Source organism: Enhygromyxa salina (assembly GCF_000737335.2).
In the GTDB taxonomy this organism is placed as follows: domain Bacteria; phylum Myxococcota_A; class Polyangia; order Nannocystales; family Nannocystaceae; genus Plesiocystis; species Plesiocystis salina_C.
The window spans coordinates 1-13727 of record NZ_JMCC02000164.1 but is presented as its reverse complement, the minus strand read 5'-3'; the positions used below and the strand labels follow the sequence as shown (position 1 = coordinate 13727).

Below are 13727 nucleotides of genomic sequence, written 5' to 3'. Positions count from 1 at the left end.
CTCGGATCGACGCCCCCCAGCGCGCGCACGCCGTCGAGCGTGCGCTCGAAGCCCCCGAGCCCGCGCAGGTCCAGCCACCGCTGCGCACCAAGCTGAGCACCACCCAGCTGCGCTCACGCAAGGACGAGCTGTATCGCAGGGTCCAGCGCCGCTGCGTCGACAGCCGGATGCGCAGGACGATCAAGATCGCCGTGCGGGTGGCGCCAACCGGGGCGGTCCAGGCCGCGAGCGTGATCGGTGGCATGGCCTCGACCAAGCTCGGCCGCTGCGTCCGCCGCCAGGCCGAGCAGCTGGAGTTCGCCGCAACCCAGGAAGGCGGCTTCTACAACTACACCGTGCGAATTCGATAGCGCTCGCCGGCTCAGCCGACGGGCTCGTACTCGTCGCAGGTGGTGTTGATCAGATCCACAGCCTGCTCGAAGAAGGGCGCGTAGTTGGCCTCGCAGACCGAGCCCTCGATGTGATTTGGGAACAGCTCCATGAACTCGCGGATCTTCGCGGGGTCCTGCGAGTCGACCGGACACACCGGGTTGCCGGCGTCGGTGTCGTTGATGAGCCCGAGCACGACCACGCCGGATCCGTCGCCGGCCTTCTGCGCGACGATGTTCTGAAACCACCCTTGTGGGTTGCCCGGCGAGTCGTTGTCTTCCTCGTCGGTGATGATCGTGATCACCAGCACCGCGTCGTCGCGCAAGAAGCCCGAGTTACAGCCGCCGGGCCCGTTGAGGGCCGGGCTCACGGCTTGGGTCAGCGAGGACATCGGCATCTCGCTGCTGTCGCCGTCGGTCCCGACCGAGGCGATGCACGTGAACTTCTGGGCGAGCTGGTCGATCGGCTCTTGCGGCGTGATGAACCGCTGGCCGCCCGTCAGACCACAATATTGATTGCTGGCGTCGTCGCCGATCGGAAAGTTGACGCCGGCGCCGAGCGTCTCGTCGCAGACCGAGGGCGCGCCGTTGCAGGCGTTCACGTTGCCAAACTGGCAGAGAAACGGAAAGAAGGCGCACTCGATCTGGCAGTCGTTCCAGTACTGATCGGTCTTGGCGACCATGATGTGGTAGCTGTCGACGTCGACGATCGTCTCTTGGATCTTGTCGATGAAGCCGGGGAAGCTGGCGATCAGGTTCTGCTGGTTGTCGCCCATCGAGCCCGAGTTATCGATCACGAACAGAAAGTCGATCGCTTTGCAGCCCGCGCTGCCGCCGCCGTCATCGGCGGTCATCTGACCCTCTTCGGTGTTGATCGTGTCGAGCTTGATGCCGTCGTCGCTGCTGTCGGTTGGATCGGTGTCGGTGGGATCGGTGTCGGCGCTTGGATCCGTGGAATTGCTGTCGCTGGTGTCGATGCCGTTGTCGGTGCTCGCGCTCTCGTTGAAGGTCAGCCCAGAGCTGGATCCGAAGCTCGCGCGCTCCTCAGTGCCGCCACAGGCGGGCAGCAGCGACAACGGCAAGATGAGCGCGAACAACGTAGGCTTGGTCATGACAAGGTCCAACGGGGCAATTCCTGACAAGATGGTGGCCCCCACCTCGCGTCCAGGTCAAGCGACGGTGATAGCGAGCAGAAGACGCCCCAAGATCGCCCGCCAAATCGCTGCTACGATGCGGGTCCAGTCATGAGCGTGGCGACCAACCCGATCATCCAGAGCACCCAAGAGCTGATGGGCGAGCTCGACGAGCAGACGATCGACGACGCGAGAGACAACGTCCGCGCGCGCTCGATCGAGTCCAATGGTGAGTCGATCGCGCTCGAGGACTCGATCAACCTGATCAAGGCCGCGAAGTATTTGTCGGCCGCCGACGGGCTCAGCAACGCCGAGATCACCGGGCTCAAGCTGCTGATGCGCAAGTACGGGCTGCCCGACGAGGTGGCCCAACACGTGCTGGCGTTCGAGGTCGCGGAGCTGTCGCCCGCCGACATCGGTGAGCTCGCCGAGCCACGCAGCCGCGAGGCCTGTTTTCTGCTCTCGAGCATGATCGCGATCGCGGCGATCGACGGGCTCTCGGACGACGAGCTCGCCGATGCCCACGAGGCCGGCGCCGCGCTCGGGCTCGGGCCCAAGCTCGTCACGCTGATCGTCGCCGAGGCCAAGGCGTCCGTGTATGGCGTGCTCAAGGGCGATCGGGCGCTGCTCAGGCAGCTGATGAGCGTGCGCCGGGCGATCTTCGCCCTCGTCGAGCCAGACTGAGAGGCTTGACGAGGGCGAGCTGTTTCAGCCTGGGCGGCGTCCAGCTGGGGCGGGCGGCTCAGATCTCGCTGAACATGTAGGGCTCGAGCGTGTCCTTCAGGCGCTCGCGCGGATCCTCGCCGTCGAGGTACCACAGCGCGCACGCCATCGATGACAGCAGCGAGTTGCCGTCTTGCGGCGTGAAGCAAAACCCCGTGACGACGCGGCCGTCATCGGACACGTGAATGCACTTGGGCGGGATCACGGTCTCGTTGAGGATTCGGCCGTAGAACCCATGGTCGCGGCCAAACGAGAACACCAGCGCGGACGAGCGCTTCTCGGTCAGGGCCACGCGCGGGTTGTCGGCGAGCCGGGCGACGAGCGCTGCCTTGGTGGTTGGCTCGCTCAGCGCGATCGTGAACTGCAGGATGTGCATGTACTGGGTCGGCAGCTTGACCGCGCTCGAGAACAGATCGAGGTCCTCGTTGATCGTCTTGAACAGGTGCCACGCGTCGCGGGCGTGGTGGGTGCCAAACTTGGCGTCGTCGTGCTTGCCGACCTCGGGGGCCGGGATGAAGTCCGTGGCCTGCGAGATGTCCGTGGCCCGCCGCATGCACAAGAACCGGGCCCAGTCGACGCCAACGGTGCCCGCCTTGGGCCCGTCCAAGCGCTCGCCGAGGGTCTTGAGCATCACGCAGATGTTGTGGGTGTTGCACGACACGATCTGCACGAAGCGCTCGTCGAGGTTCAGGGCCGCGTCGTTGATCCCGCGCGCGTACTGCTGACCAAACCCGAACTCGCTGCCCTGGGCCATGAACACCTTGGGGCCGCTCGCCTCGACGTAGCGAGGCTTGAGCTTGTTGCCGACCGGCGTGCAGTCGATGACCACGCTGGCGTCGGCGATCGCCTCGTCCGCGGTCTGGGTGACCTTGTGTCCGAGCGCCTCGAACTCTGCGACCTTGTCCGCGTCGACGACCAGCTTGGCCCCGCGACGGACCATGCTCTCGACCTTTGCCCGCTCGTCGACGAGGGGCGTGCGCTTGTGAAAGCTGACCTCGTCGAGGTTCCACGCGTTCCGGAAGGCCGAGAACAGCCCGATCAGCGGCTCGCCGATGGTTCCTGTCCCGATGATATGGACGTTGCGCTTGGACATGGGTGCGGCTTTAGGTTCGTCGCGTGGCCGCGGTCAAGGGCTTCTCGCACGCCTGCGGACGGCGCACCTGCTGGGCCCGCGTCGTTTGCGTGAAGCGCATGATCTGCGGGGGAAATTGAGGTCGCCTCGGCCGCGAGCCGTCCGCCCAGATCATCCGCGCCTGCATTGGCCTATGCTGTGCGCGTGAGGACGGGTCGAGGGACGAGCGAGGGTGTGACACCGGCTACGCGGGAGGCGGACGACCCAGCGACCCGAGACCGCGCCGTGTTCGACTCGCTCGAGCCCGACAGCCGCGACCAGGTTGGGGCGCCCAGCATGCTCGAGCGGCTGATCGAGACCGGCCTCCGCCGTGATGATCTGCGCCTGCAAGAGGTGTTTCGTGCGCTCGAGGACGCCGACGCGCGCGCGATCGACTTCGACTCGTTCTCGACGGTGATCGGCCCCTGCCGCGGGCTGATCGAGCGCGCGCTGGCGGGGCGCCTGACGATCCCGGACTTTCCGGCGTTCACGGCCGAGATCAGGGCGCTGTATGAGCGCAGCCTCGAGCGCCGGGATGGCGACGTGCCAACCTATATCCCCCAGCTCGCGCGCGTGAACCCCGAGCGGTTCGCGGTCACGGTCTGCACGGCCGACGGGCAGATGTTCTCGATCGGCGACGCCGACGTCGAGTTCTCGCTGCAGTCGTGCGCCAAGCCGATCATCTACAGCCTCGCGCTCGAGGAGCACGGCGTCGAGGAGGTCCACCGCTACATTGGCCGCGAGCCGAGCGGGCGCGAGTTCAACGAGCTGTCGCTCGACTCCGACGGCAAGCCGCACAACCCGATGATCAACTCGGGCGCGATCATGGCCTGCGCGCTGCTGCAGCGCGGCCGCGACCTCGCGGATCGCTTCGAGTTCGTGCTCGACAGCTTTCGTCAGCTCGCCGGCGGTCGCAAGGTCGGGTTCTCGAACTCGGTGTACCTCTCGGAGCGGCGCAACGCGGATCGGAATTTTGCGCTGGGCTACCTGATGCGCGAGCACAAGGCGTTTCCGCCGGACACCCAGCTGATCGAGATCCTCGAGTTCTATCTGCAGTGTTGCTCGGTCGAGGCGACCTCGGAGGTCATGGCCGTGATCGCGGCGACGCTGGCCAACGCGGGCGTGTGTCCAACCAGCGGCGTGCGCCAATTCAAGCCCGCGACCGTGCAAAATTGCCTGTCGTTGATGTCGAGCTGCGGCATGTACGACTTCTCCGGCGAGTTTGCGTTCACCGTGGGGCTCCCGGCCAAGAGCGGCGTGTCGGGTGCGATCATCGGCGTGGTCCCCAACGTGCTCGGGTTTTGTTGCTGGTCCCCGCGGCTCGACGAGCACGGCAACAGCGTGCGTGGTCTCGAGTTTTGTCGGCGCCTGGTCCAGTCGTACAACTTTCACGCGTTCGACAACCTGACCGGCATGTCCGAGAAGAAAGACCCGCGCCTGACCCGGGCGCAGGGCTTCGCCGACGACGCCGGGCAGGTGACCTGGGCCGCGAGCTTTGGCGATCTCGAGGGCATCCGGCAGCTCGTCGCGCGTGGCGTCGACCCCGAGCGCGGCAACTTCGACAGCCGGACCGCCCTGCACGTGGCCGCCGCCGAGGGCCACGTCGACGTCGTCGAGTACCTGCTCAACCTCGGCATCAGTCCGCGGCCGGTCGACCGGTTCGGCAACACCCCCCTCGACGACGCGACCCGTGAGGGGCACCAGCGCGTGATCGAGCTGCTGCGGGATCGCTGAGCGCTCGCGGCGGGTGCTATGGTCGCGCTCGTGCAAAAGCGACTCGCCGCGATCGTCCTCGCGATCTCGTTCATCGCCTGTCTGGGTGGGTTGGCCGCGCGCAGCGTGACGGCGCCCGCCGACATGGTGTGGTCGTGCCACGCCGAAGGCGCGCGCGACGATGTCCTGATCGGGCTGAGCGACTGCGATCCCAGCGTTGCGCACGACCCCCAGCTGTCCGAATCGGACAGCGAACTCCCGGATCACGAGACCGCTAAAAAGTCCCGTTGGATCTGGCTCGTCGTGGCCTGGGTTCTCCTGGTGTTGCTGCCGGTCTGCGTGATGGTCTTGGTGATCATGATCCGCGCACGGAACCGCAAGCCGCCGTCGCCTCCCGAGCCCTGATCCATCCGCCCCCGGTTGCGATCGGTGACAATCGGTGACGGTTGGTCTCGACCCCCACCAAACGGCCTACATATCGCCCCATCCGCCGGTTCGGCTCTGCCCCCACCTGTGGCACTGCCGTCCCTGACGGTTCGCGGGGTCGGGCGTCAAAGTGGATGCAGATGAACGCCGCCACGACCGTCGCCGCCAGCACCTACGAGCTCCCCCTGTTCGCCGCCGCGCCGCCCAGCTACGGGCCGACCCCGCGCGGATCCTTTGTGAGCGGCCTCGTCGCCAGCTTGACCTGGACCTTCAACCTCGACGCGGGCGAGCAAGCCCTCGCCGAGCAGCTGTTGTTTGGCCGCCCGCTCGGCGCGCTCGCGCGGCACTTCAACGTCGACGCCGCCACCGCCCAGCGCATGTGCCGGGAGCTGTTCACGATGACGGGCGCCGACGGGCGCGAGAAGCTGTTCGAGCTGGCGCTGCGGCTGACGACGATGCGCGCCCACGCGGTGCTCGGGGCTGAGTGATGGGCGCCCTATACGCCAAGCAGCTCGCGGATCGTGCCGCTGACCATGGCCGTTGGCAGGCACATCCGGGCCCCAGCCTCGCGGGCCGCGGCCCGGACATCGTCGCTCGGGGCGTCGTGGACCGCGATGATCTGCGGCTTTTCCTCGCCGTTGGCGAGCCGCCGGATCACGTCGCTGCTGTCGAGGTCGGGGACCGTCAGCGAGACGATCACGTGGTGCGGCGGCTTGGTCTGGGCGACCAGGATCGCGTCGCCGCCGGTCTGGGCCGTCAGGAATTCCACGTGGGGCTTGGCGTTGCTCAGCTCGTCGCGCAGCCGGGTGCGGAAGTCCGCGTTCTGGGTCACGACCAGGACCTTGGTCGCGCCTTGTGGGCGACCTGGCTTGTCGACCTCTTCGTCCTTGAGGTTGAAGGCGTCGATCACCCGCGCGCGCACCTCGGTCACGTCCAGCGGCTTCTTCAGGCAGGCGGCGGCGCCCGCGTTGAGGATCCGCTCCATGTTTGCCTCGGTGTAGTAGCCGGTGATCGCAATCACCTCTGTGTTGGTCGTCGCGGCGTCTTTCTTGAGCCGCGCGCAGACCTCGAAGCCGTCGACGCCGGGCATCATCAGATCCAAGAAGATCATTTGGGGCCGGAACGAGACGACCAGGCGGCCAGCGTCGAAGGCGTCCTTGGCGACCTCGACCTCGAACTTCTGGCTGAGCTCCTTGACGACGTCGCGCACGAGCTCGAGCACGACGGGCTCGTCGTCGATCACCAGGATCCGCCCGACCTCGGTCCCGGTCGGGACGTTGAAGGGGATGTTGCGCTCGCGACAGACCTTCTCGAGATCTTCGCGACGGACCCGTCGGTGACCGCCCACGGTCTTGAACGCGGGGATCAGCCCGTCTTCAATCCAGCGGATGACCGTGGTTGGCGTGACGCAGCAGATCTTGGCGACGTCGTGGGTCGAGTAGGTGTCCTTGACTGGTGGTGTACGTCCGCGGCTCATGAACTTGGATCCAATGGTCAGCTGGGTCAGCTGGGTCGGCTGGGGGCGGCTTTGGGCTTGGGTGAGGCGTGTCCGGGCGAGGAGTCGCTCACGCTGCCGTCTCGAGGCAGGATCACGCGAAAGGTGGTGCCGCGGCCCGGCTGGGACTCCAGCAGGATATCACCCCCGTGATCGCGCACGATCCCGTAGGAGATCGACAGGCCCAACCCGGTGCCCTTGCCGATCTCTTTGGTGGAGAAGAACGGGTCGAAGATGCTGTCGCGGATCTCTTCGGGGATGCCCTGGCCCTCATCGCTGACCGCGAAGCCGACCTGGCCGTCCGCCTCTTCGCCCAGTGAGATACGCACGGTGCCGCCCCGGGGCATCGCGTCAACCGCGTTGGACAGCAGGTTGAGCAGCACTTGCTCGAGTTGATCCGAGTCGGCCATGACCAGCAGCGGGGCAGGGAGGCGCTCGGGCTCGCGCAGGATCCGCACGTTGTGCATCTTCCACTGGTACTCGCCGATCCGCACGACGCGGTCGACGAGATCGCCCAGCTCGATCTTGGTCCGCTCGCCGCCCTGCTGCGAGCGCGAGAACAACAGCACGCCCTCGACGATCTTGCGGCAGCGCTCGCCGCTCGCGGCGATGCGCTCGACCTTCTCGCGAATGTTGGGCGAGAGGTCGCGCTCGAGCAGCAGCTTCGAGTAGCCGACCACGCCCGACAGCGGGTTGTTGATCTCGTGGGCGATGCCGGCCGCGAGCAAGCCGACCGCGGCCATCTTTTGGCTCTGCAGCACCTGCTTCTCGAGCGCCCTGCGGATCCGCAGATCCAAGCCAACGAACACGGCCCCGCGGATCTCGTTGCCGTCGCGCAGCACCCGGCCTTCGAGGTGGAAGGGGATGTCGCGGCCGTCGCTGCCAAGCAGGATGATCTCGCGGGCCATCACGCCGTCGCGCAGCAGCGTCTCCCACATGTCGCGCCAGTGATCGATGTCTTTGGCCTGGGCGATCTCGACGCCGAACAGCCGGCCCTTGGCCTCGCTGCTGGGGATCCCGACCAAGCGCTCGCTGGCGCGGTTCCAGGTCACGACGCGACCCTCGGCGTCGACCGAGTTGAGCAGCACGGCGGTCTGATCCAGGACCCGCGACTGGTAGGCCGCGAGCGCCCGGGTCTCGAGCATGAGCAGCCCGTTGGCCAGGCCCATCGCCAGCTGCGGCGCGAGCTGGGTGACGAGCCCGAGCTCTTCGTCGCCCCACGCAGAGCGGCGATCGAAGGTGCAGATCAGGTGGCCCACGACCCCGCCGGTCGCACGCAAGGTCACGCGGATCGCTTCGGCGGCCGGGTGCAGCTCGCCGGTCAGGGCCTCGAGCTCGGCGCGCGCTTCGGCCTGTTCGAGATAGATGGGGCGGACGCCGACGTCACGGGTCCAGTCATGGGGTGGCGCGACGTTGGACTCGAGCGTGGAAAACCGCGGTGAGCAGTCGGGCGCGGTGTTCCAGCGCTCCCAGTTGCCGCCCAGGCGGGTCAGCACGATCACGCGCCGGGCCCCGAGCCCGGTCGCGAGCGCCTGACAAGCAGCGGGGATCGCCTCGCGTGGCTCGGCCGACGACACCAGCGCGCGGTCGAACTGGCCGGTGATCTGCACCTCGAAGGCCCGGCGGCGGCTCTCGCGAAGATCACGGCACAGGACCACCGCGGGCGCACCTTCGCCGCTCCCGGCCGCGAGGGAGAGCTCGACCGGGACGGTCTCGCCGTCGAGGCGCTTGAGATCCAGCTCGCCGATCCAGCTGCCATCGCGCGACAGCGCGAGGCCGCGGCCAAGCTGATCGAGGAACGCCGGCTCGGCCAGCTCGAGCAGCCCGCGACCGACGATCGCGTCGCCAAGCAGATCCTGCGCGGCGGGGTTGGCATGCACGACGCGGCCTTCACCGTCGACGAGCAGCACGCCCTGATCCAAGCCATCGAGCGCGCGCGTCACGGCGCGCCCGAGCTCGGTCTCGGCGTCGGCGACCTGCGAGCGCTCGCAGGTGACGAGCACTTCATCGCGATCGAGCTTGGCCGCGCGCACGCGACAGCGAAGGGCGAGTCCAAGCGAGGGCGCGAGCTCGAGGTCGCGGGTGAAGGCCTGTCCGCGGGCGCGCTTGCGAAGGCCCAGAAACTCGCGGCCAAACGCCTCGCGTTCGTTGGGCCGCCGGATCCACATGAGCAGCGGCTCGCCTTCGATCTGCAGGCGATCCATGCGGAGCAGCTCGGCCATCGAGCGGTTGGCCGCGAGCACGATCCCCGACGCGTCGAGCACGGCCGACGGGATCACGAGCCCACGAAGGATCTGCGCGTGGGGTCGCTCGGGTTCGCCGGTGGCGCGAAGCAGCTCACCGGTGAACTTGAACGAGCTGGTTCGTTTGACGTTCACGCGTGACTTGGACCCTGCCCACGGTAACGCAGGAACCGGCGGTGGTCGCCCATCTCAGATGAGGAAACCTGCGGCGTCGAACAGCGAACACCAGCAGGCAGCACCCAGTCCGATGCGCATGTCACGCTGGGTTGCCCCGGGCCGCCTCGGATCCGATAGTCCAAGCCCAGGCCCACGCCGCTCGCTGGCCATCGACACAACCATCATGTCCAACTCAATCTCCACTACCTCCGACGCCGGTTTTGACGCTGACGTCCTCAAATCGTCCACCCCCGTGATCGTCGACTTCTGGGCGACCTGGTGTGCGCCGTGCAAGGCCATGGTCCCGCACCTCGAGAAGATCCAGGACGAACTGACCGGCCAGGTCAAGATCGTCAAGCTCAACGTCGAGGACAACCAGGCCACGCCAACCCAGTACAAGGTGCTCAAGCTGCCGACGCTGTTGAAGTTCAAGGACGGGCAGCTGGTGGACACGATGGTCGGCAACCCCGGCCCCCGCAAGCTCCGCGAGTTCATCTCCAAGGGGCTGTAATTAGACCCCCACAGCCAGTTTGGCACTACGCGGTCACTCGCTTCGCTCGCTCCCAACGGGCCGTTTGTCCGCAGGCGCATGTGTGGCCCCCTAGAAGGGGGCTCTTGCTTTCTTTTACCCCCACAGCCGCCTTCGCACTACGCGGTCACTCGCTTCGCTCGCTCCCAACGGGCCGGCTGTCCGCAGCCGCATGTGTGGCCCCCTAGAAGGGGGCTCTCGTCTGGACACCTTCGGCCACCGCACGGCGCTCCATCCTTGTCTCGACTCCGTTGACGCGACTTCGCACTTCGCAGCTTCCATTGAGCAAGCGAAGGATGGAGCGTCAGATGGCGCTCAGCAGGCGCCCCATTCTCGTCTAGAACAGCCCGTACAGGCGGCTTCGCACTTCGCTAGCGTCCGTTGAAAGGGAGCGAAGGATGGAGCGCCGTGCGGTGGCCGTAGGTGCCCAGACGAGAGCCCCCTTCTAGGGGGCCACACATACCCCTGCGGACAGCTAGCCCGTTGGGAGCGAGCGAAGCGAGTGACCGCGCAGTGCGAAGGCGGCTGTGGGGGTAAAAGAAAGCAAGAGCCCCCTTCTAGGGGGCCACACATGCGGCTGCGGACAGCCAGCCCGTTGGGAGCGAGCGGAGCGAGTGACCGCGCAGTGCGAAATCGGCTGTGGGGGTAAAAGAAAGCCGCGCAGTGCGAAGGCGGCTGTGGGGGTCAAAAATCTAGCGTGAGGGCGGCGCCTTGGGTCTCGCCGAAGACGGGGGCGAGGCGCAGGTTGCTGAGCGCTTTGAGCTCTTTCTCGCGGGAGATGAAGCTCTTCGCGGCTTGGCGATCCTGGTAGATGATGATCGCCAGGACGCCGGTGAGCAGGACCGTCGCGCCCAGAAACACGTCCCCGATGATCGCCCGGTTGCGGATCTGGCCGGTCGCGGCGCTGACTTCTCCGGCGAGGTCGGCGTAGCACGCACCGTCGGCGTCGCAGGTCGCGGTGGGGTCTTCCGAGGACAGGCCGGCGGCGTCGAGGTTGTTTTTTGCGGTCTTCCACTTGCCGCGCGAGGATGCGGCCAGGCCGTACATGGTGCCCATGGTCGCGGCGGAGCCCAGCGTGAGGGTCAGGGCGACCCACGCTCGCGGCTGCCAGTAGCCAAACACGGGGCCGCGCTTGCACGCGGGCCGAAGGTCGCGCTCTTTGCTGACCTCGCCGTCGTCGCCCTCGACTTCTTTGTCCTCGCGGGGGCCGTTCCGACAGAACTCCTTGAAGTCGCGCTCGAGGTCGACGGTCTGCTCACCAACGTCGACGCCCGCGTTGTAGTCGAGCGAGGCCTGGTCCATCGCTTTGATCAGGTCGGCCTCGCGGGCGGCGATCTCTTCCGGGGTCTCCTCGGGCTCGTCGAGGGTGGCGAGGATCTCGAGCTCTTCTTCGGTGGCAGCGGCGGCGGGGACCTGGGTCTGCGCCAAGCGCCGGGCGACCGCGCCGCCAACGACCTCCGGCAGGATGTAGTCCTGCGCCGAGCTGGTCATTGATATCTCGACGGCCTTCTTCTTGTTGGCGATGTCGTAGATGACCACGGTGGCGACGCCATCCGCCGGGACCACCGCCCACGCAAAGTAGTTGTACGTGTTGGTGGTGTTCTTGTTGAGGTAGGCGCCGATCTTGTCGAGGCAGCTCGCGTCGGTCGGCTTGCACTTGTTCTTCTTGGCTGCGTCCTCGAGCGATGGCTTGATGAACGCGGCCGTGTAGCCCTGGTCCGCCAGCGCGGCTTGGATCCGACCGCGGAAGTCGTTGGCTTTGTAGTCGTCGCCAGTGAACTTCAAGATCGCTACGTTGCCGCCAACGGTGGCTTCGGCCGCGGGCGCGTCCGCGGGAGCGGCGTCCTTCGGTGGCGCCGCCAGGACGGGCAGCGGCGCGAACACGAGTCCGATCGAGACACCCAGCGCGACGCTGAACTTGTTCGCAGCGCGGGCGGGCGAGCCGTCGGTGGTGCCGGCGAAGCGGCGAGCGAGGAGGGTGGGTCGGGAGCTAGGGCGCTTCATCGGCGGGGACCTCTCGGTCCGCCCCAAGCCTGACGCGGGCTGGGGCGAGGGGGTCGGCGGCGCTCGAAGAAGGCGCGGGTACCGACCTGTGGGGCGGGATGATAACGGGCTGCTCGATCTGGCTCAACCGAACTTGGCCCATGGGTTCACTTTGCTGGCTGTGGGTCGGCGCGCGCCCTGAATCCGTCGCCAAGCCCCAGACCCACGCAGGCGAGGGACGCGAGGGCGAGCGGGACCAGCACCGCGGGGCCGGAGATCGTCGTGCTCGGGATGAAGGGGAGGAAGGGGATGAACAGGGGGATCGCAGCCGCGACCGCGCAGCCGAGGGCGACGGCGAGTTGGGCTGCGCGACTGCGCAGCCGCACGTTCGCGGCGATGAGCACGGCCCCCGCACCGTGCAGCAACGCGACGTCCTCGCCTGGCTTACGCAGGCTGAGCACGAGCACGAGCACGAGCACGAGGCCCAGCAGCACCCGCTCACGCGCGTGTCGACGCTCACTGGACGCGCCCGCGGTCGGTCGATCTGGGCCCGCGGGCGGTCCATCTGGAGAAGTCCGGCTCGGCTTGGGTTCGAGGAGCGCGTGCACGCAGATCCCCACGCCCGCCCCGAGGGCCAGCACGCTCACGCTCCCAGCCAGCGCCCGGCTCGACTCCCAGCTCATGAGCTCGCCCCGGGCGAGCTGCTCGGCGAGCGCGTCGAGCAGGCCCAGCGCGTCGCCGTGTCCGGCCAGCGGGGAGGCTGTCAGGATCAGCAGCGAGGCGGCGACCCCCAGCGCCAGCACCCGCGCGCCTCCGACCTCACGAGATCCCTTCCGCGCTTGGGTCCGCCAGCCCGGCAGCAACACCAGGGCGATCGCCAACAGCGACAACCCACCTGCATCCGAGGCGCCCGGAGCCGTCCCCGAGCTGCTCGACGCCACCAGCGAGGCCCCGAGCAACGCGACGGCGGCGAGCGTCGCCGCGGCCTCGGTCGTGGCCGACGCCCGGGCTCCCCAGCGACGCGCGACCAACCAGCCACCCAGCACGACGAGCAGCAGCCACACGCCCGACTCGATCGCGAGCGAGCGTCGCTCGGCGTGGCGGTCGCCCGTGGGCTGGCCGATCCACCGGGCCACGCGCAGGCGGTCGCGCCCGACGAACGCGGTGTACCCGGGCCAGCGCGGCGACAAGCCCAGCCCCGTCGATCCGTCGACCAGGTACTTGCGGGGACACGCGCGGCTGGTCTCGAACCATCCGCGCGGGTCCTGCGGTTGGCCGGGGCAGCCAAACTCGACGCGGGATCCGTCCCCAGCGGTACCCGAGCGGACCTCGACCCCGAGCAGCGAGGGGTAGGCTGGCAGCTCGGCCGGCGGCACGATCGCGTCGATGACCCGGACCTCGGCCTGCGCGTACGCTTGGCGAGCCCGCGCGGGCCCATCGGCGTAGTGGACGGCGGCGATGGTGTGGAGCTCGAGCTCGAGGCGCTCGGCCCAGCGCGCAGGATCGTAGCCAAGCCCTTCGGGCGGATCGACGAAGTCGTCGACCACGATGTCGTGGGGGCCGAAGCCGTCGATCCGCACGGCGATCGCCTGGCGCGGGTGCACGCCGATGATCGGGCCCGAGTGGACCTTGCCGCGCGACTGCTCCCCGGCGAGCTCGTAGCGGGCTCCGGCCAGCCCCGCCAGCAGCGCGAGCGCAGTCAGCAAGGTGGTCGCCGCCAGGTTGCGCCGCGCACTCGTGAGCGCGAGCCCGACGAAGGGCAGGGCCCAGACCGACGCCGGGACATCCACGACCACGCGACCGAGCGCGCGCGCGAGCAGGACCAGCGCGAGCGCGAGCGCGAGCGA

At 68.0% G+C, this 13727-nt stretch carries 12 protein-coding genes; 6 read left to right on the top strand and 6 right to left on the bottom strand.

The genetic code is table 11. The features are described from left to right. The coding region (locus DB30_RS38520; protein WP_165704146.1) for a hypothetical protein at positions 1-350 on the top strand (350 nt) is incomplete at its 5' end. 11 nt (positions 351-361) lie between these two features. Here DB30_RS38520 and DB30_RS38515 read toward each other — a convergent pair. Beyond that, positions 362-1480, bottom strand: coding sequence for a hypothetical protein (locus DB30_RS38515; RefSeq protein WP_052558824.1), 1119 nt, complete (start codon positions 1478-1480; stop codon positions 362-364). Positions 1481-1612: 132 nt separating this feature from the next. Between DB30_RS38515 and DB30_RS38510 the strand changes: the two genes are divergently transcribed. Then, a complete protein-coding gene (locus DB30_RS38510) occupies positions 1613-2185 on the top strand; it encodes a hypothetical protein (protein ID WP_052558821.1) in 573 nt (190 codons plus the stop codon). Positions 2186-2243: 58 nt separating this feature from the next. Here the strand turns inward: DB30_RS38510 and DB30_RS38505 are convergent, their stop codons facing one another. Continuing rightward, positions 2244-3317, bottom strand: coding sequence for a hypothetical protein (locus DB30_RS38505; protein WP_052558819.1), 1074 nt, complete (start codon positions 3315-3317; stop codon positions 2244-2246). A gap of 264 nt (positions 3318-3581) precedes the next feature. On the opposite strand from DB30_RS38505, the gene glsA reads away from it, so the two are divergent. The 3 genes from glsA to DB30_RS38490 all read left to right on the top strand — a co-directional run bounded on the left by glsA (position 3582) and on the right by DB30_RS38490 (position 5962). After that, positions 3582-5069, top strand: coding sequence for a glutaminase A (glsA, locus tag DB30_RS38500; RefSeq protein ID WP_146662562.1), 1488 nt, complete (start codon positions 3582-3584; stop codon positions 5067-5069). 30 nt (positions 5070-5099) lie between these two features. Beyond that, positions 5100-5453 carry a hypothetical protein gene (locus DB30_RS38495; protein WP_146662560.1) on the top strand — a complete coding sequence of 118 codons (354 nt, stop codon included), beginning with the start codon at positions 5100-5102 and terminating at the stop codon, positions 5451-5453. A 161-nt stretch (positions 5454-5614) separates the two neighbouring features. Further along, positions 5615-5962: a hypothetical protein gene (locus DB30_RS38490; RefSeq protein WP_240480426.1), complete on the top strand. Its 348-nt coding sequence runs from the start codon at positions 5615-5617 to the stop codon at positions 5960-5962. An 8-nt stretch (positions 5963-5970) separates the two neighbouring features. On the opposite strand, the gene DB30_RS38485 is transcribed toward DB30_RS38490, so the two are convergent. Together DB30_RS38485 and DB30_RS38480 are read right to left on the bottom strand one after the other, a co-directional pair. After that, positions 5971-6951, bottom strand: coding sequence for a response regulator (locus DB30_RS38485; RefSeq protein WP_052558811.1), 981 nt, complete (start codon positions 6949-6951; stop codon positions 5971-5973). 26 nt (positions 6952-6977) lie between these two features. Further along, positions 6978-9347 carry an ATP-binding protein gene (locus DB30_RS38480; protein ID WP_052558809.1) on the bottom strand — a complete coding sequence of 790 codons (2370 nt, stop codon included), beginning with the start codon at positions 9345-9347 and terminating at the stop codon, positions 6978-6980. A 205-nt stretch (positions 9348-9552) separates the two neighbouring features. Here DB30_RS38480 and trxA point away from each other — a divergent pair, with 205 nt between their 5' ends. Next, positions 9553-9879, top strand: coding sequence for a thioredoxin (gene trxA, locus DB30_RS38475; protein WP_146662558.1), 327 nt, complete (start codon positions 9553-9555; stop codon positions 9877-9879). Positions 9880-10581: 702 nt separating this feature from the next. Here the strand turns inward: trxA and DB30_RS38470 are convergent. Together DB30_RS38470 and DB30_RS38465 are read right to left on the bottom strand one after the other, a co-directional pair. After that, entirely contained in the window at positions 10582-11901 is a 1320-nt protein-coding gene (locus DB30_RS38470) for a hypothetical protein (RefSeq protein ID WP_052558807.1), read from the bottom strand. Between the two features lie 146 nt (positions 11902-12047). After that, a partial coding sequence (locus tag DB30_RS38465) for a hypothetical protein (RefSeq protein ID WP_205633167.1) occupies positions 12048-13727 on the bottom strand: 1680 nt, incomplete at its 5' end.